This window comes from Streptomyces sp. NPDC051315, from assembly GCF_044455165.1.
Classification (GTDB): Bacteria; Actinomycetota; Actinomycetes; order Streptomycetales; family Streptomycetaceae; genus Streptomyces.
The window spans coordinates 701,932-720,076 of the sequence record NZ_JBITEN010000002.1 but is presented as its reverse complement, the minus strand read 5'-3'; the positions used below and the strand labels follow the sequence as shown (position 1 = coordinate 720,076).

At 69.6% G+C, this 18,145-nt stretch carries 15 protein-coding genes, 2 rRNA genes, 1 pseudogene and 1 riboswitch; of the genes and pseudogenes, 14 read left to right on the top strand and 4 right to left on the bottom strand.

Translation table 11 applies throughout. The annotated features are described in order from the left end of the window. The 12 genes from ACIBBD_RS06315 to ACIBBD_RS06260 form a co-directional block, all read left to right on the top strand. A 23S ribosomal RNA gene (locus tag ACIBBD_RS06315) occupies nucleotides 1–73 on the top strand; the annotation flags it as partial. Between the two features lie 89 nt (nucleotides 74–162). Further along, nucleotides 163–279 (top strand): 5S ribosomal RNA (gene rrf, locus ACIBBD_RS06310). 109 nt (nucleotides 280–388) lie between these two features. Beyond that, nucleotides 389–997 (top strand): CDP-alcohol phosphatidyltransferase family protein, encoded by a 609-nt coding sequence (locus tag ACIBBD_RS06305; RefSeq protein ID WP_399418116.1) that lies wholly within the window; start codon nucleotides 389–391, stop codon nucleotides 995–997. A 114-nt stretch (nucleotides 998–1,111) separates the two neighbouring features. Then, nucleotides 1,112–3,607, top strand: coding sequence for a sugar phosphate nucleotidyltransferase (locus ACIBBD_RS06300; RefSeq protein WP_399418115.1), 2,496 nt, complete (start codon nucleotides 1,112–1,114; stop codon nucleotides 3,605–3,607). 98 nt (nucleotides 3,608–3,705) lie between these two features. Continuing rightward, on the top strand, nucleotides 3,706–4,611 hold the full coding sequence (locus ACIBBD_RS06295; protein ID WP_399418114.1) for a DUF881 domain-containing protein: 906 nt from the start codon (nucleotides 3,706–3,708) through the stop codon (nucleotides 4,609–4,611). After that, nucleotides 4,608–4,940 (top strand): small basic family protein, encoded by a 333-nt coding sequence (locus ACIBBD_RS06290; RefSeq protein ID WP_003988855.1) that lies wholly within the window; start codon nucleotides 4,608–4,610, stop codon nucleotides 4,938–4,940. The genes ACIBBD_RS06295 and ACIBBD_RS06290 overlap by 4 nt, the downstream gene beginning before the upstream one ends. A gap of 5 nt (nucleotides 4,941–4,945) precedes the next feature. Then, the gene (locus ACIBBD_RS06285) at nucleotides 4,946–5,839 is read left to right on the top strand and encodes a DUF881 domain-containing protein (RefSeq protein ID WP_399418113.1); all 894 of its coding nucleotides are present in this window, start codon (nucleotides 4,946–4,948) and stop codon (nucleotides 5,837–5,839) included. 82 nt (nucleotides 5,840–5,921) lie between these two features. Further along, nucleotides 5,922–6,806, top strand: a complete 885-nt coding sequence (locus ACIBBD_RS06280; protein ID WP_399418152.1) for an FHA domain-containing protein — start codon at nucleotides 5,922–5,924, stop codon at nucleotides 6,804–6,806. Between the two features lie 41 nt (nucleotides 6,807–6,847). Beyond that, on the top strand, nucleotides 6,848–7,585 hold the full coding sequence (locus tag ACIBBD_RS06275) for a MerR family transcriptional regulator (RefSeq protein ID WP_399418112.1): 738 nt from the start codon (nucleotides 6,848–6,850) through the stop codon (nucleotides 7,583–7,585). Between the two features lie 73 nt (nucleotides 7,586–7,658). Then, nucleotides 7,659–8,132, top strand: coding sequence for a bifunctional nuclease family protein (locus ACIBBD_RS06270; RefSeq protein ID WP_004934251.1), 474 nt, complete (start codon nucleotides 7,659–7,661; stop codon nucleotides 8,130–8,132). 245 nt (nucleotides 8,133–8,377) lie between these two features. Continuing rightward, on the top strand, nucleotides 8,378–9,022 hold the full coding sequence (locus ACIBBD_RS06265) for a MerR family transcriptional regulator (protein ID WP_399418111.1): 645 nt from the start codon (nucleotides 8,378–8,380) through the stop codon (nucleotides 9,020–9,022). Nucleotides 9,023–9,107: 85 nt separating this feature from the next. Beyond that, the gene (locus ACIBBD_RS06260; protein WP_399418110.1) at nucleotides 9,108–10,625 is read left to right on the top strand and encodes a DNA polymerase IV; all 1,518 of its coding nucleotides are present in this window, start codon (nucleotides 9,108–9,110) and stop codon (nucleotides 10,623–10,625) included. 90 nt (nucleotides 10,626–10,715) lie between these two features. Here ACIBBD_RS06260 and ACIBBD_RS06255 read toward each other — a convergent pair whose 3' ends face one another. Beyond that, the gene (locus ACIBBD_RS06255) at nucleotides 10,716–11,096 is read right to left on the bottom strand and encodes a PRC-barrel domain-containing protein (RefSeq protein WP_399418109.1); all 381 of its coding nucleotides are present in this window, start codon (nucleotides 11,094–11,096) and stop codon (nucleotides 10,716–10,718) included. Between the two features lie 113 nt (nucleotides 11,097–11,209). Further along, a riboswitch (glycine riboswitch) is annotated at nucleotides 11,210–11,305 on the top strand. A gap of 175 nt (nucleotides 11,306–11,480) precedes the next feature. On the opposite strand from ACIBBD_RS06255, the gene gcvP reads away from it, so the two are divergent. After that, nucleotides 11,481–14,366 (top strand): aminomethyl-transferring glycine dehydrogenase, encoded by a 2,886-nt coding sequence (gene gcvP, locus ACIBBD_RS06250; RefSeq protein WP_399418108.1) that lies wholly within the window; start codon nucleotides 11,481–11,483, stop codon nucleotides 14,364–14,366. Nucleotides 14,367–14,418: 52 nt separating this feature from the next. On the opposite strand, the gene ACIBBD_RS06245 is transcribed toward gcvP, so the two are convergent. From ACIBBD_RS06245 to ACIBBD_RS06235, 3 genes and pseudogenes are all read right to left on the bottom strand, one after another. Beyond that, complete coding sequence (locus ACIBBD_RS06245) at nucleotides 14,419–14,838, bottom strand: molybdopterin-binding protein (protein ID WP_399418107.1); 420 nt, start codon at nucleotides 14,836–14,838, stop codon at nucleotides 14,419–14,421. Nucleotides 14,839–14,963: 125 nt separating this feature from the next. After that, on the bottom strand, nucleotides 14,964–15,359 hold the full coding sequence (locus ACIBBD_RS06240) for a molybdopterin-binding protein (protein ID WP_399418105.1): 396 nt from the start codon (nucleotides 15,357–15,359) through the stop codon (nucleotides 14,964–14,966). 209 nt (nucleotides 15,360–15,568) lie between these two features. Beyond that, nucleotides 15,569–16,068 (bottom strand): annotated as a pseudogene (locus tag ACIBBD_RS06235) (amino acid transporter); the annotation flags it as partial. A 784-nt stretch (nucleotides 16,069–16,852) separates the two neighbouring features. On the opposite strand from ACIBBD_RS06235, the gene ACIBBD_RS06230 reads away from it, so the two are divergent. Further along, nucleotides 16,853–18,145: an extracellular solute-binding protein gene (locus ACIBBD_RS06230; RefSeq protein WP_399418104.1), complete on the top strand. Its 1,293-nt coding sequence runs from the start codon at nucleotides 16,853–16,855 to the stop codon at nucleotides 18,143–18,145.

Below are 18,145 nucleotides of genomic sequence, written 5' to 3'. Positions count from 1 at the left end.
GTTGATAGGCCGGATCTGGAAGCACGGTAACGTGTGGAGGTGACCGGTACTAATAGGCCGAGGGCTTGTCCTCAGTTGCTCGCGTCCACTGTGTTGGTTCTGAAACCACGAACAGCCCCACGTTGTCACAGGCGTGGTGTGGCGTTCACAGTTTCATAGTGTTTCGGTGGTTATAGCGTGAGGGAAACGCCCGGTTACATTCCGAACCCGGAAGCTAAGCCTTACAGCGCCGATGGTACTGCAGGGGGGACCCTGTGGGAGAGTAGGACGCCGCCGAACTCCTTTTAGAGCTCTGGCTCTTGGGCATGCAGCCCAAGAGCCAGAGCTTTTTTGCGTTGAGGTAAGGTCAGGGGGCATCGTTGGCTCGTTTCCCACTGGAGGCCCCCGGGTGGAGGTTCAGGAGACCCGTGTTCAGACGGACCGGGTGCTCACCATCCCGAACATCCTCAGCATGGCGCGTCTCGTCGGCGTACCTTTGTTCCTGTGGTTGATCCTCAGGCCTGAGTTCGGAGGCCCGCAGAGTGACGGCTGGGCTCTCCTGGTGCTGGCCCTGAGCGGGATCAGCGACTACCTGGACGGCAAGCTCGCCCGGCGCTGGAACCAGATCAGCAGCCTCGGCCGGCTGCTCGACCCGGCTGCGGACCGGCTCTACATTCTCTCGACGCTGGTCGGGCTTACCTGGCGCGAGATTCTGCCTCTCTGGTTGACCGCTGCACTTCTCGCGCGGGAACTGGTCCTGCTGGTGATGGTGGGCATCCTCCGTCGGCACGGCTATCCGCCGCCCCAGGTGAACTTCCTCGGGAAGGCGGCCACGTTCAACCTTATGTACGCGTTCCCGCTTCTGCTGCTCAGTGACGGAACTGGATGGCTGGCGTCACTCGCTGCGATTTTCGGATGGGCGTTCGCGGGATGGGGTACAACGCTCTATTGGTGGGCAGGAGTCCTCTACGTGGTACAGGTCCGCCGTCTGGTTCGTGCGGACTCCATGGCCGACTGAGCTCGCCGATTGGGCATACAGCAGTGGCTCGATGGCCCGCTGCGGAAAAGTGCGGGACAATCGGGACGGGTGAAGTCGGCTAGACCGTCGTCTCTCAAGGAGGACGCTTCCGACATGAAGGCCGTCGTGATGGCCGGAGGCGAAGGCACACGCCTTCGTCCCATGACCTCGAGCATGCCCAAGCCGCTCCTGCCGGTGGCCAACCGGCCGATCATGGAGCACGTTCTGCGGCTGCTCAAAAGGCATGGGCTCACCGAGACCGTCGTCACCGTTCAGTTCCTGGCCTCATTGGTCAAGAACTACTTCGGTGACGGTGAAGAGCTCGGGATGGAGCTCAGCTATGCCAATGAGGAGAAGCCACTCGGTACCGCGGGAAGCGTCAAGAACGCAGAGGAGGCGTTGAAGGACGACGCCTTCGTCGTCATCTCCGGCGATGCCCTGACCGACTTCGACCTCACCGAGCTGATCAACTTCCACAAGGAAAAGGGCGCGCTGGTCACCGTGTGCCTGACGCGGGTGCCCAACCCGCTGGAATTCGGCATCACGATCGTCGACGAGGAGGGCAAGGTCGAGCGCTTCCTCGAGAAGCCGACCTGGGGCCAGGTCTTCTCGGACACCGTGAACACCGGCATCTACGTGATGGAGCCCGAGGTCTTCAACTACGTCGAGGCCGATGTGCCCGTCGACTGGTCCGGCGACGTCTTCCCGCAGCTGATGAAGGAAGGCAAGCCGATCTACGGCTATGTCGCCGAGGGCTACTGGGAGGACGTCGGCACGCACGAGAGCTACGTCAAGGCCCAGGCCGACGTCCTCGAAGGCAAGGTCGACGTCGAGCTCGACGGGTTCGAGATCTCCCCGGGCGTGTGGGTCGCCGAGGGCGCCGAGGTGCACCCCGACGCCGTCCTGCGCGGGCCCCTCTACATCGGGGACTACGCCAAGGTCGAGGCCGGCGCCGAGATCCGCGAGCACTCCGTCATCGGATCCAATGTCGTGGTGAAGAGCGGTGCCTTCCTGCACAAGGCCGTTGTGCACGACAACGTGTACGTCGGACAGCACAGCAATCTGCGCGGGTGCGTCGTAGGAAAGAACACCGACATCATGCGGGCTGCCCGGATCGAGGACGGGGCCGTCATCGGTGACGAATGCCTGATCGGTGAAGAATCGATCGTGCAGGGCAATGTGCGGGTCTACCCGTTCAAGACCATCGAAGCCGGCGCGTTCGTCAACACGTCGGTGATCTGGGAATCACGCGGGCAGGCCCATCTGTTCGGCGCCCGTGGCGTGTCCGGGATCCTCAACGTCGAGATCACGCCCGAGCTGGCCGTGCGTCTCGCCGGCGCCTACGCCACGACGCTCAAGAAGGGCTCCACCGTCACCACGGCCCGCGACCACTCCCGTGGTGCCCGCGCGCTGAAGCGGGCGGTCATCTCCGCACTGCAGGCCAGCGCCATCGACGTACGGGACCTGGAGAACGTGCCGCTGCCCGTGGCGCGGCAGCAGACCGCTCGGGGGAGTGCCGGCGGAATCATGATCAGAACGTCGCCTGGCGTGCCGGACTCCGTGGACATCATGTTCTTCGACGGGCAGGGCGCCGATCTGTCGCAGGGCAGTCAGCGCAAGCTCGACCGGGTGTTCGCGCGGCAGGAGTACCGGCGGGCGTTCCCGGGCGAGATCGGTGACCTGCATTTCCCGGCCAGCGTCTTCGACTCGTACACCGGGTCGCTGCTGCGGAACGTGGACACGACCGGGATCTCCGAGTCGGGCCTGAAGGTCGTCGTGGACGCCTCCAACGGCAGTGCCGGGCTCGTGCTGCCGAGCCTGCTCGGGAAGCTCGGGGTGGACTCGCTGACGATCAACCCCGGTCTGGACGAGTCCAGGCCGACGGAGACGGAAGACATGCGGCGCCGTGGGCTCGTGCGGCTCGGGGAGATAGTGGCGTCCTCGCGGGCCGCGTTCGGTGTGCGGTTCGACCCCGTCGGTGAGCGGCTGTCCTTGGTGGACGAGAAGGGCCGGATCATCGAGGACGACCGGGCGCTGCTCGTGATGCTCGACCTGGTGGCCGCGGAGCGGCGCAGCGGGCGGGTGGCTCTGCCGGTGACGACGACGCGGATCGCCGAGCAGGTGGCGGCGTATCACGGGACGCAGGTCGAGTGGACGACGACCTCGCCCGACGACCTCACCCGGGTCGGGCGCGACGAGTCGACCATTTTCGGCGGGGACGGCAAGGGCGGGTTCATCGTCCCGGAGTTCAGCAGCGTCTTCGACGGTACGGCGGCCTTCGTGCGGTTGATCGGGCTCGTGGCCCGGACGCAGCTCACGCTGAGCCAGATCGACGCGCGGATTCCGCGGGCGCACGTCCTGAAGCGGGATCTGGCGACCCCGTGGGCCGTGAAGGGGCTGGTGATGCGGCGGGTCGTCGAGGCGGCCGGAGACCGCTTCGTGGACACCACCGACGGTGTCCGGGTGGTGGAGACGGACGGGCGCTGGGTCATGGTCCTGCCCGACCCGGCGGAGGCCGTCACCCACCTGTGGGCCGAAGGCCCCGACGACGCCTCCGCGCAGGCCCTGCTGGACGAGTGGGCGTCGGTCGTGGACAGCGCCGGGCGCTGAAACACGTACCACACGCGCGTGCCGGACAAGTGTCCCCAAGGGGGCCTGTCCGGCACGCCGGTGGGGCCGTTCGGAGGTACTGGTCGCGACATGCGACGATGTGCGGCATGCCGCAGCAGCCCCCCGTTCGGAGCACACCCGCGCGTGCGACGCGCCCGGACGCGTCCATGTCGCTGCTCACCAACGTCATGGACCACAGTCTCGACGACGGGTACGCCGAAGCCGCTGCCCGCAAGCAGGTCGAGGGCGCCGGCGGCATGCCCAGAACGCTGCGGGCGAAGCTCGGCCTAGCCGCCGGTCTGGTGCTCGCGGCCCTCGTGGTCACCGTGGGCGCGGCGCAGGCGCGGATCGCCGCTCCGGTCGTCGCCAAGGAGCGCGAGGAGCTGATCGACCGCATCGACCGCGAGACCGAGGCGGCGGACGGGCTCGAGGGCACCGTCGACAAGCTGCGCGACGACGTGAGCGCCCGGCAGCGCGAGGCGCTCAGGGACAGCGGTGGCGGTGACCAAGGTGAGCTGGTGGGCATCCTGGCGGGCGCCGTCGAGGTGCACGGCCCCGGGATCAAGCTGGTCGTGGACGACGCCAAGGAAGCATCCACGGGCGGTGAGGGCGATGCCCGCGAGACGTCCGGGTTCTCCGACACGGGGCGGGTGCGGGACCGCGACATGCAACGCGTCGTGAACGGACTGTGGGCTTCCGGCGCCGAGGCCGTCTCGATCAACGGGCAGCGGCTGACGGCGCTGTCGGCGATCAGGGCCGCGGGCGACGCGATACTGGTCGACAACAAGCCGCTGGTGCCGCCGTACACGGTGCTCGCGGTGGGGGACGGGAAGAACCTCGGCACCCGGTTCCAGGACAGTGCCGACGGGCTGTATCTGCACGCCCTGCAGGAGAACTTCGGCATCCGGACCGCCCTCTCCGCGGAGGACGACGTCCGGCTGCCCGCCGCACCGAGTGTGATCGTACGTACAGCACAGCCGAGAACTGAGAAGGGCACATCGTGATCGCCGTACTGGGCCTCGTCGTGGGAGTCGTGGCCGGACTGTTGGTCCGGCCCGAGGTTCCGGCGGTCGTCGAGCCTTATCTGCCGATCGCCGTCGTGGCGGCGCTGGACGCCGTGTTCGGCGGGCTGCGGGCCATGCTCGACGGCATCTTCGACGACAAGGTCTTCGTGGTGTCGTTCCTGTCGAACGTGGTCGTGGCAGCCCTGATCGTGTTCCTGGGTGACAAGTTGGGCGTCGGCGCGCAGCTGTCCACCGGTGTCGTGGTCGTCCTCGGTATCCGCATCTTCTCCAACGCCGCGGCGATCCGCCGGCACGTGTTCCGGGCGTGAGACCGATGAGCGACAAGGACGAGACGCAGCGGGGCGAGACGACTCGGAGCGAGAGCCGTCAGAACGGCACGCAGTGGGACGATACGCCGACGACCAGGCTGCGCAACGAGTTGCCCGCGGAGATTCCCGCGGCGGCTCAGCGTGAGGAAGCGCCCGGTGAGGCGGCCGAGCCCGCGCTGACAGGTCGGCAGCGGCTGGTCAAGGGGCTGTGGCCGCCGCGTGTGACACGGGCCCAACTCATCGTCGCCGTGCTGCTGTTCGGCCTCGGCTTCGGCCTGGCGGTCCAGGTCGCCTCCAACAGCGACAGCGGTAACGCCCTGCGCGGCGCGCGCCAGGAGGATCTCGTACGCATCCTCGATGAACTCGACGACCGCAGTCAGCGTCTTGAGGACGAGAAGCAAGGGCTCGAGAAGCAGCGGCAGGAGCTGGAGAACAGCTCCGACCAGGCCGAGGAGGCCCGCAAGCAGACCGTCGAGAGGGAGAAGCAACTCGGCATTCTGGCGGGCACGGTGGCAGCTCAGGGGCCCGGCATCACGATGACGATCGAGGACACGAAGGGGACGGTCGAGGCGGACATGCTGCTCGACGCGATCCAGGAGCTGCGCGCGGCGGGGGCGGAGGCGATCCAGGTCAACGGTGTGCGGGTGGTCGCCGGGACGTATCTGACGGATTCCGGCAAGAGCGTGAGTGTCGACGGGAACAAGATCAACGCGCCCTATCGTTTCAAGGTCATCGGCAAGCCGCAGGACCTCGAACCGGCGCTCAACATCCCTGGAGGCGTGGTGCAGACTCTCGAGAAGGAGCAGGCCACCGTGACCGTGGAGCGATCGACCAAGATCGTCGTGGACGCCTTGCGAGCGGCGGAGCAGCCTGACTACGCTCGGTCGTCCTCCCAGTGAACCGGGGGTGCATGCAGGCCTTCCGGCAGGGGCATGAGGTTGCGGGGGGTCGACGCACCGATCGGGTGGTGCGTGGTGGAAACTGTCTGGTGGATACGGACGTTGTGAAGGTGTCCGGGTCGGCCGGTTTATTCAGTCAGGGTTCGTCCTGCCCCACGGGCGGGTCTGTTTCGGTCAAGGGGAATCGCCCGTGAAGTTGTTTGCGAAGTTGTTCGGCAAGAGCGCGCGAGAGGGCAGCGACAACGCCACTGCCCGTCATCGCGCACAGCCCGATGCGGAGGGCCAGCGGCCGCTGTTCCGGGACCAGGTGGCTGGTCCGGGTGGTGACATTTCCGGAGGTCAGGGCGGGGCGTCGGTTGACCCTGCCCAGTCCGGCGGCATAGGTTTCGGACAACCGTCAACCTCAAGTACGGGTGGAGGGTTTTCCCCTATGTCGGCCCTGGTGTGTACGAGGTGCGGTAACCGCAATGCGGAGAACAGCCGCTTCTGCTCCAACTGCGGCGCGCCGCTGAGGCCCGGCCTGACGCCCGAGCGCGCGTCGGAGACGACCTCCACCATCTCCATCTCCGGTCTGGAGGCCTACGACTCGGAGGCCACCGGGCAGACCCAGCTGCCGGCGCTCTCTCCCGAGGCGCAGGCCGCGGTGGAGGCGTTGCCGCTCGGCTCCGCGCTGCTGGTCGTGCGCCGAGGTCCCAACTCGGGCAGCCGCTTCCTGCTGGACGGTGACCTGACGACGGCCGGACGTCATCCGCAGAGCGACATCTTCCTGGACGACGTGACGGTCTCGCGCCGACACGTGGAGTTCCGGCGCCGCCCGGACGGTTCGTTCACGGTGGCCGACGTCGGCAGCCTGAACGGCACGTACGTCAACCGGGAGCGCATCGACGAGGTCGCGCTGTCCAACGGTGACGAGGTGCAGATCGGCAAGTACCGGCTGGTCTTCTACGCGAGCCAGCGAGGCTACTGACCTCCCCCGGACTCGTCCGGGGGTACCCCCAGGGAAGGTCCATGCTGCGAACACCGAGGGGCGGTGCCGGACACGGCACCGCCGCCGCGGACGGTGGTCCGATGAGCATCGGCACGGTGCTGAACGTGCTGCGCGACGAGTTCCCCGACGTCACGATCTCCAAGATCCGCTTCCTGGAGTCGGAGGGGCTGGTCGAGCCGCAGCGCACCCCGTCGGGGTACCGCAAGTTCAGCGCCGAGGACGTCGAGCGCCTCGCCCACGTCCTCAGGATGCAGCGGGACCACTATCTTCCGCTGAAGGTGATCCGGGAGCACCTGGACGCCATGGAGCGTGGCGAGGCCGTGCCGCTGCCGACGGTGGGCCGGCAGCGGGACGGGGAGACCGTCGCCGAGCCGTCCGACGCGCCCACGGTCGCCCGTATCGGGCGGGCCGAGCTGCTGGCGGCCGCGGAGATCGAGGAGCGGGAGCTCGAGGAGTGGGAGTCCTACGGGCTCGTCGTACCGCTGGAGGACGGGGTCTACGACGCCGAGGCGGCCACGGTGGCCTCGCTCATCGCCGAGCTGGGGCGCTTCGGTATCGAGCCCCGGCACCTGCGGGTGATGAAGGCCGCCGCCGACCGTGAGGCGGGGCTGGTGGACCAGGTGGTCGCCCCGCTCAAGCGGCACCGCAATCCCCAGACCAGGGCGCACGCCCAGGCCCGTACGAAGGAGCTGGCCGACCTCACGGTCCGGCTGCACGCGGCCCTCGTACAGACCGCGCTCGGGGTGCGGCTGCCCTGAGCGGGAGGCCGGATCGGTCACCCGTTCCCGGCCCGACTACCCAAACGTCCCGAGCACCGCCTAGGGTTGCTGTGTGAACGAGCTCGATGTCGTAGGTGTCCGGGTCGAGATGCCCTCCAACCAACCGATCGTGCTGCTGCGTGAAGTGGGAGGCGACCGCTACCTCCCCATCTGGATCGGACCGGGGGAGGCGACGGCCATCGCCTTCGCCCAGCAGGGCATGGCTCCCGCGCGGCCGCTGACCCACGACCTGTTCAAGGACGTGCTGGAGGCTGTCGGTCAGGAGCTCACGGAAGTGCGCATCACGGACCTGCGTGAGGGCGTCTTCTACGCCGAGCTGGTCTTCGCCAGTGGTGTCGAGGTGAGCGCCCGCCCGTCCGACGCCATAGCGCTGGCGCTGCGCACCGGGACGCCGATCTACGGCAGTGACACGGTGCTCGACGACGCGGGCATCGCCATCCCGGACGAGCAGGAGGACGAGGTGGAGAAGTTCCGCGAGTTCCTCGACCAGATCTCGCCGGAGGACTTCGGCACCAGCAACCAGTAGCCGGGACGAGGGCGGGAGGCGGGGTGGCCGTGTGGAAGGAGGCGCCCCGTCCCCGGCAATTGCCGACGGCCCGTGAGAGCGTCCTACGGCTTCCGCTGAGCGCATTCGGCTAGCCTTTCCCCGCGGTGGGGTGCGGGAAACCACTCTTAGGGTGATTATCACTCGGCGTGCCGAGTGTGGCGATCGTTGACGCACCCCTGGTGACTGCCTACCGTCGAGAAGGCAGGTCAAGGACGGAGGTCGGCGTGAGAAGCAGCGGCGACGGTACGGCTGGGGGTGCCCCCGGACTCGATGTCGGGGGGAGCGGTCCGTACCCGCTTCACAGCAGCGCGGCCGATCACGCTCCGCAGCGACCGACGGCCGTGCCGAGCAGCGGAGGGGCGACGTCCATGGCGTCCGAGCAGATCGGCTACCGCGGTCCGACGGCCTGTGCGGCCGCCGGCATCACCTACCGGCAACTGGACTACTGGGCGCGCACCGGGCTCGTCGAGCCGAGTGTGCGGCCCGCGTACGGCTCCGGCACGCAGCGCTTGTACAGCTTCCGGGACGTCGTTGTCCTGAAGATCGTCAAGAGGTTCCTCGACACCGGCGTGTCGTTGCAGAACATCCGTACCGCCGTGCATCACCTGCGGGAGCGTGGGTTTCGCGACCTGGAACGCATGACGCTGATGAGCGACGGTGCCACGGTCTACGAGTGCACGTCGCCGGACGAGGTGCACGCGCTGCTCCAGGGCGGCCAGGGGATCTTCGGGATCGCCGTGGGCGTGGTGTGGCGGGACGTCGAGAGCGCGCTGTCGCAGCTGCACGGCGAGCGGGTCGACACCGGTGAGACCCTCGTCGGGCACAACCCGGCGGACGAGCTGGCGCGACGGCGCAACCGGGCGGTCTAGGCCGGACGGGCTCGCGGCCCTCATCTCCGGCGCCGGGAGGGCTCCGGCGGCGCCATTGTCAGTGGTGTGGTGCAGCATCGGAGATGTGAGAAACGCGCCCACGATCCTGCATCTCGACATGGATGCCTTCTTCGCGCAGGCGGAGCAGGCGTCCAAGCCGAGTCTGCGCGGGAAGGCGGTCGTCGTGGGCGGCCTGGGGCCGCGCGGGGTGGTGGCGACGGCCTCGTACGAGGCACGGGTCTTCGGGGTGCATTCGGCGATGCCCATGGCCCAGGCGCGTCGGCTGGCGCCGAACGCCGCGTATCTCGTGCCGCGGGGCGGGTTCTACCGGTCGATCAGCGATCAGGTCATGGGGCTGCTGCGGGCGCTGTCCCCGCTGGTGGAGCCGCTGAGTCTGGACGAGGCGTTCGTGGACCTGGAGGCCGGGGGAGCGGCCTGGGACGGTGCGTCGGCGCGGCTGGCCGGGGAGCGGCTGAGGGCGGACATCCGGGCCGTCACGGGGCTCACGGGGTCGGTGGGGCTGGCCGCCTCCAAGATGCTGGCGAAGATCGCCTCGGAGCAGGCCAAGCCGGACGGCCTGGTGCTGATCGAGCCGGGCACCGAGCGGGCTCTGCTCGGGCCCATGTCGGTGCGGACGCTGCCGGGGGTGGGACCGGCGACCGGCGATCACCTGAGGCGGGCGGGGATCACCACGGTCGACGAGATCGTCGAGGCGGGTGAGGACGAGCTCGTACGGCTGCTGGGCAAGGCCCACGGGCACGGGTTGTACGCCATGGCGCTGGCGCGCGACGAGCGGCCCGTGGTGGCGGAGCGGGAGGCCAAGTCGGTGTCGGTGGAGGACACGTACGACGTGGACATCCACGACCGGATGAGGGTGGAGCTGGAGGTGCAGCGGTTGGCGGACCGGTGCGTGCGCAGGTTGCGGGGTGCCGGTCTGTCGGGGCGGACGATCGTGTTGAAGGTGCGGCGGTACGACTTCTCCACCCTGACCCGGTCCGAGACCCTGCGGGGGCCCACGGACGATCCGGCGGTGGTGCGGGAGGCGGCGGCGCGGCTGCTGGACGCGGTGGACACGACGGGCGGGGTGCGGCTGCTCGGCGTCGGCGTCAGCGGTCTGGCCGACTTCACGCAGGAGGACCTGTTCGCGCAGGCCGCGGAGGAGCAGGGGGAGGCGCCCGCGGAGGAGGTGCCGGACGAGCCCGCTCACGAGGAGACGGCGGTGCCGGTGGAGCACCGGTGGCGTCCCGGGCAGGATGTGCGGCACGCCGAGCTGGGACACGGGTGGGTGCAGGGCAGTGGCCTGGGGCGGGTCACCGTGCGGTTCGAGACGCCCTATTCGGGGGTGGGGCGGGTGCGGACGTTCCGGATCGACGACCCGGAGCTGGAGCCGGCGGATCCGCTGCCGCTGGTCCGGCGAAGACCGGAGGAGGCCGCGGCGGCGGACGCGGCGGACGCGGCGGCCCCCGCGGACGCGGCGGCTCCGATGGACCCGACCATGTCGGCGGGCACGGCGGGCTCGGCGGACACGAGGGCCCCGGTGGACCCGACCATGACGGCGGACTCGGCGGATGCGGTGGTGGGGCGACCGGGGAGTGGCCGGTGAAGGGGGTATCCCTGCCGGGGGTCCGCTGAGTGGCCGGGGGATCGGCGGGGAGCGGCGTCCGGGCGCGATCCGGGCGTGGTCCGGGCCGGGTCAGGTCTCGTCCAGGACGTCGGAGTCGGCCGGTTTCCCGAAGTCGTGGTCCGGCAGCGGGGCCGGGACGCCCACGTCGAGGCCGTAGTGGTGGTAGAGCTGGAGTTCCTGTTCGGGGGAGAGGTGGCGGCCCACGCCGAAGTCCGGGGCGTCCTTGATGAGGGCGCGGTCGAAGGGGACGCGCAGGGTGCCGTCGACGAGTTCGCTGGGCTCCAGGGGGACGAAGGCGTCCCGGGAGAACAGGCCCGTCCGTATGGCCGCCCATTCCGGCACGCCGGTCGCGTCGTCGAGGTAGACCTCGTCGATCGTGCCTATCTTGACGCCGTTGCGGTCGAACGCCTTGCGGCCGATCAGGTTGCGCGGATCGATATCGGTCTGCACGGGCCCTCCAACTGGTCGCAATCATCCGTAGGCACTACAAAAGAGCACATCGGGGAAGGCGGCCACTCGAAAGCAGGCGCCGTTGACCTCGCTGGTAGTCTGGCAATGGCTGCTGACCCCGTGCGGGAGAGTCCTCCGGAGACCACCGGAGGCGCCGAAGGAGCAAATCCTCCCCGGAATCTCTCAGGCCCACGTACCGCACGGACGAGGTCACTCTGGAAAGCAGGGCGGGTGTCGACGGCTTCCGCTCTCACCGACGGTGAAAGCCGGGCGCCCACGGGCGGCCGGTGAAGCTCTCAGGTTGAGATGACAGAGGGGGAGGCCGTCCGGGTACCCGTGCCGTGGTGCCCCTCGAAGGTCGCGTCAGACCAGGAGGCCTCCGCAATGACCGCCCATCGCATTCCGCTCTCCGATCTCGAACAGGGAATCCCCTTCGAGCAGCGCCACATCGGGCCCGACCAGGAGGCGCGGGCCAAGATGCTCGCGCACGTCGGGTACGGCTCGCTGGACGAGCTCACCGCCGCCGCCGTCCCCGATGTGATCAAGAACGCCGACGCGCTGGACCTGCCGCAGGCGCGGTCCGAGGCCGAGGTGCTGGCCGAGCTGCGGGCGCTGGCCGAGCGCAACCAGGTCCTCGACTCCATGATCGGGCTCGGTTACTACGGCACCTTCACGCCGCCCGTCATCCTGCGCAACGTGATGGAGAACCCGGCCTGGTACACGGCCTACACGCCGTACCAGCCGGAGATCTCGCAGGGGCGGCTCGAGGCACTGCTGAACTTCCAGACCATGGTCGCCGACCTCACGGGGCTGCCGACCTCGGGTGCCTCGCTGCTGGACGAGGGCACGGCCGCCGCCGAGGCGATGTCGCTTTCGCGGCGCATGGGCAAGAACAAGAAGGGCCTGTTCCTGGTCGACGCGGACGCGTTGCCGCAGACCATCGCGGTGATCGAGACCCGCGCCGAGCCGACCGGCGTCGAGGTCGTCGTCGCCGACCTCAGCGAGGGCATCCCGGCCGAGATCGCCGCGCGGGAGATCAACGGCGTACTGATCCAGTACCCGGGCGCCTCCGGGGCCGTACGCGACATCAAGCCGGTCATCGAGCAGGCCCACGAGCTGGGCGCGCTCGTCACCGTCGCCGCCGATCTGCTCGCGCTGACCCTGCTGACCTCGCCCGGTGAGCTCGGGGCGGACATCGCGGTGGGGACGACGCAGCGGCTCGGTGTACCGATGGGCTTCGGCGGGCCGCACGCCGGCTACATGGCCGTCCGCGAGAAGTTCGCGCGCAGCCTGCCCGGGCGGCTCGTGGGCGTGTCCGTCGACGCGGACGGGAACAAGGCGTACCGGCTGGCGCTGCAGACGCGTGAACAGCACATCCGCCGGGAGAAGGCCACCAGCAACATCTGTACCGCGCAGGTGCTGCTCGCCGTCATGGCCGGGATGTACGCCGTCTACCACGGCCCGGAGGGGCTGAAGGGGATCGCGCGGCGGACGCACCGCTACGCGTCGATCCTCGCCGCGGGGCTCGCGGCCGGTGATGTCGAGGTCGTGCACGGGTCCTACTTCGACACGCTGACCGTGCGGGTGCCCGGCAAGGCCGCCGAGGTCGCCGCCGCCGCGCGCCGGAACGGCGTCAACCTGCACCTCGTCGACGCCGACCAGCTGTCGGTCGCCTGCGACGAGACCACCGGGCGGGCCCAGGTGGAGGCCGTCTGGGCCGCCTTCGGGGTCGACGGGGACATCGAGGCGCTCGACGCGGTCACCGAGGACGCCCTGCCGGCCGGGCTGCTGCGCACCGACGCGATCCTGACCCACCCCGTCTTCCACCAGCACCGCTCCGAGACCGCGATGCTGCGCTACCTGCGCCGGCTCGCCGACCGGGACTACGCGCTCGACCGGGGCATGATCCCGCTGGGCTCCTGCACCATGAAGCTCAACGCCACCACCGAGATGGAGCCGGTCACCTGGCCCGAGTTCGGACAGCTGCACCCGTTCGCGCCCGCCGAGCAGGCGCAGGGCTACCTCACGCTCATCCATGAGCTGGAGGAACGTCTCGCCGAGGTCACCGGATACGACAAGGTGTCCCTCCAGCCCAACGCCGGGTCGCAGGGTGAGCTGGCCGGGCTGCTCGCCGTACGCGGGTACCACCGGGCCAACGGGGACGAGCAGCGGACCGTGTGCCTCATCCCGTCGTCCGCGCACGGCACGAACGCCGCCAGCGCCGTGATGGCCGGGATGAAGGTCGTCGTCGTGAACACCGCCGAGGACGGCGAGATCGACGTCGAGGACCTGCGGGCGAAGATCGAGAAGCACCGCGACGAGCTGGCGGTGCTGATGATCACCTATCCGTCGACGCACGGGGTGTTCGAGGAGCACGTCGCCGACATCTGCGCGCAGGTGCACGAGGCCGGCGGGCAGGTGTACGTGGACGGCGCCAACCTCAACGCGCTGGTCGGCCTCGCCAAGCCGGGTCACTTCGGCGGTGACGTCTCGCACCTGAACCTGCACAAGACGTTCTGCATCCCGCACGGCGGTGGCGGTCCCGGCGTCGGGCCGGTGGCCGTACGGTCGCACCTGGCGCCGTATCTGCCGAACCACCCCCTGCAGCCGGAGGCCGGGCCGGAGACGGGCGTGGGGCCGATCTCGGCGGCGCCGTGGGGGTCGGCGGGGATCCTGCCGATCTCGTGGGCGTACGTGCGGCTCATGGGCGGTGAGGGGCTGAAGCGGGCGACGCAGGTGGCGGTGCTGTCCGCCAACTACATCGCCAAGCGGCTCGAGCCGCACTACCCGGTGCTGTACACCGGCCCCGGCGGGCTGGTGGCGCACGAGTGCATCATCGATCTGCGGCCGCTGACCAAGGCGACCGGGGTGAGCGTCGACGATGTCGCCAAGCGGCTCATCGACTACGGGTTCCACGCGCCGACGATGTCGTTCCCGGTCGCCGGGACGCTGATGATCGAACCGACGGAGTCCGAGGACCTGACCGAGCTGGACCGGTTCTGCGAGGCGATGATCGCGATTCGCGCGGAGATCGAGAAGGTCGGTTCCGGCGAGTGGCCCGCCGACGACAGCCCGCTGCGCCACGCCCCGCACACCGCGGCCGCGCTCGGCGGGGAGTGGGAGCACGCGTACACCCGTGAGGAGGCCGTCTTCCCGGCCGGGGTGTCCGCCGCCGACAAGTACTGGCCGCCGGTGCGCCGGATCGACCAGGCCTTCGGGGACCGGAACCTGGTCTGCTCGTGCCCGCCGATGGACGCGTACGAGGACTGATCACCGAGGCCGAGGGCTCCCGTCCGGGTGAGGGCGGGAGCCCTTCGGCGTGTCAGGCCGTCGTGAGCGCGACCTCGGTCGACTTGATCAGGGCGACGACCGGGGAACCGGACGCCAGGCCGAGGTCGGTGGCCGCCTCCTTGGTGATCACGGCGGTGAGCTCGCCGTGGCCGACGGAGATCTTCACGGACGCCATGGCGCCGCCGGTCGTGACCTCGGTGACCGTTCCGGGAAGCCGGTTGCGGATCGACAGGTTTTCGACACCGGACGTGGCGAGGGAGACCTCGGTCGACTTCACCAGGGCGCGGACCGCGGATCCCGGAGCGAGACCGAGCTCGGTCACGGCTTCGTGAGTGATCGCCGCGGTGAGGTACTGGCCGTCGGTGAGGCGGATCCCGACGGTGGCCATCACTTCCCCGGGGTTGACGGTGGTGACGGTGCCGGGGAGCTGGTTGCGGATGCTCAGGGTCATGAACGACAACCGTAGGGCCGCCCTGGCCGAGATGCGGGGTATGTGGTGGTGTGTGCCGCTCAGTCGTCGCCCGGTGGCCGGTGTCGCGGCAGGGTGCGCCTGTGGGGTGGTACGGGAGGGGAGGTTCAGGTGCGGTCGATGTGTACGTTTGTCGACTTCACGCGGGCCGTGGCCTCCATGCCGACCTCCAGGCCCAGTTCCTCGACGGCCTCCCGGGTCAGCAGGGAGACGAGGCGGTGCGGGCCGGCCTGGATCTCCACCTGGGCGGCGACGTCGCCGAGCTTGATCGCGGTGACGATGCCGGGGAACGCGTTGCGGGCGGAGGTGTGGGAGGCGCCCTCCTCGGCGCTGCCGGAGCGCGCGAGCTCGACGCAGAAGGCGGCGAGGTCCTTGCCGTCGACGAGGCGTCGTCCGGTCTCGTCGCGGTGGGTCGCCACCCGGCCCGCGTCCGCCCAGCGGCGCGCGGTGTCGGGGCTCACGCCGAGCAGCCGCGCCGCCTGGCCGATCGTGTAGGACTGCATACGGGTCACGATAGGGCGGACGGGGGAGGCGGTGGACGTGGGGTCGGCCGGCGGGGTGTGACGCGCTGGGCGTGGGCGCACGTCGGGGGAGTGGGTCGGGCTCATGGTGCAGCTGTCCGGGACGGCGAACGGGGCGTGGCGCGCATTGCATGGCGCGTGCGTCGGCTGTGACGGGGGGCCGTCCCCGCCCGGCGGGCGGGGACGGCTGAGCCCGTGTGGGCGCGCGGGCGGCGGACGCGGTCGGGTTCCGCCTCGCGCAGGACCTCCCAGGTGACCGGGGCGACCTCGTCCCGGCCGAGGAGCAAGACGCGCGGGAAGTTGGCGAACGGGTTGCCCTCGGTCCACTCGAAGTAGATGTGCGGGGTGCAGCCGGTCGTGTCACGGACGGGCAGGAGCAGGGCCGCCAGGGCGTCGGAGATGGAGGAGGGCTCCAGGGTCAGCGCGCGGTAGCGGCTGTGCGGGACCGCGCCGCATACGGTCAGACGGCATCGAACTCGGAGGGGCCGCCGACCGTGACCGCGACGACGGCGAAGTCCTCGCCGGGGAGGTCGTTGTCCTCCCGGAGCCGCTCGATCTTTGCGGTACTCGGCTTCGTCCCGCCGGTCGGGCTCGTCGGCGATGAACCGTGTCTTCCGGTCGGCCAGGCCCGGAGGAACTGTTCCGCTTCGTCGTCCGGCGTCACGCTAGTGACGCGGAGCTCGAAGGGGCGGTGGTCATGGCTGTGCTCCCTCGTGTACCGCACAGCGTGCGGTTTCCGGCCATCACGCGTACGGCGACATCAGCGTCAACAGAGAGTGACGCGTGGGCCCTGGATGGAGGGCTCCGGGCGTCAGGCTTCCGTTGAGACTGGGCGTGCGGGCGTGCGGGCGTGCGGGCGTGCGGGCGTGCGGGCGTGCGTGCGGCGTGGGCCGGGGGACAGGAGTGGAGCGGAGTTGGCCGGGGCGCCAGGATCGCCTGAGTCGCCGAGTCCGCAGGTGTGGTCGACGACCTGAGGCCGTCCCTTGGCAAGGGTGCGGCGAGCAGGGGCGGCGTGGCCACGGCGCGTCATTGCGGGTAGGAAACCGTCGACGGTGCTGGGCCTCGGGGAGTTGGGTCCAGGGGTGAAGTCGCGGGCTCGTCCGGCTTCGGTGGCCTCTTGAAGCCGCTCCGTAATGTTCGCCGAACAGGCCGAATGTTTCGGCCGCTTCTGGTGGTGATGGAGGAGTGACGCCCCGGCACGTCCTCTCCGGTCGCCGTCGGCGCCACCCCGCTGCCCTGCACCCGGATCCGCCGGTGGCTTCAGCGGTCAAGTCGTCGGGAGAGGGGTCATCGAGGGCGCCGCGGCAGTCCCGCTGGGTCACCGTTGTCGGATTCCCTGCGTTCAAGGGGTTGCCACCCGTTGGAGCCTGTCTCTAGGGTGCGGCAGCAGCGAAGCTTTCTGGATCAAGTCCGAAACTTTCGAGAATCCGGTGGACGGCATGGGTGTGTGCCGTCCTCTACCCAAGGAGCGCATGATGGGCGACCCGGCACTGTCCCGCCGCGGCTTCCTGGCGGCCTCCGCCGCGGCCGGTCTGAGCATGACGGCACTGAGCGCCTGCGGCGGCGACTCGGACGGAGGGTCGTCGGGGACGACCACCATCGAGTGGTGGAACATCTCCACCACCCAGCCGACCAAGGATGTCTGGGCAGGCCTGGCCAAGCAGTTCGAGGCCCGGAACCCCAAGGTCAAGGTCAAGATCGTCCAGCTGGAGAACGATGCCTACAAGTCGAAGATGACGGCCCTGACCGCCTCCGGGAAGCTGCCCGACATCTTCCACACCTGGGGCGGTGGCGTGCTGCGGCAGCAGATCGACGCCGGACTCGTCGAGGACCTCACCGACCGCACCAAGGACTGGGCGGACGGCCTGCTGCCGGTCGCCAAGGAGCCGTACCTCTTCGACGACAAGGCCTACGGCATACCGTTCGACATCGGCATGATCGGCTTCTGGTACAACAAGGCCCTCTTCCGGCAGGCCGGCATCAGCGCGCCCCCCACCACCTGGACGGCTTTCCTCGACGCCGTGAGGAAGTTGAAGGCCGCCGGGATCACCCCGCTCGCCCTGGCCGGCAAGGAGAAGTGGCCCGGCATGTACTACTGGGCCTACCTCGCGATGCGCACCGCCGGGATCGACGCCCTCCAGAAGGCCAGCGACGACAAGGACTTCACCGGCTCGGGCTTCGTCCAGGCCGGGCAGCACCTGAAGGACCTCGTCGACCTCCAGCCGTTCCAGAAGGGCTTCCTCGGCGCCGCCTACTCCAGCCCCACCGGCCAGGCCGCCACCGTCGGCAACGGCAAGGCCGCGATGGAACTCATGGGCCAGTGGGCCCCCGTGGTGGAGGCCGACGCGGGCAAGGGACTCGGCGCGAACCTCGGGTTCTTCCCCTTCCCCGAGGTCGAGGGCGGCAAGGGCGCGCTCACCGAGGTGTTCGGCGGAGGCGGCGGTCACGCCCTGCGCGCCGGAGCTCCGCAGGCGGCCGTCGACTTCCTGAAGTTCTTCGCCTCCGCCACCACCGACACCGAACTGGTCAAGAAGACCGGCGTGCTGCCGGTGGTGCCGGCCGCCGAGAGCGCCCTGACCGACCCCAACCTCAAGGCCGTGCAGACGCAGTTGAAGGCGGCCACCGGCTTCCAGCTCTACCTCGACCAGGCGTACGCGCCCGCGGTGGGCCAGGAGATCAACGACAGCGTCGCCGCCCTCATCGCCGGCTCCAGGTCGCCCCGGCAGGTCACCGAGTCGATCACCAAGGTCGCGAAGGAAGAGCAGTAG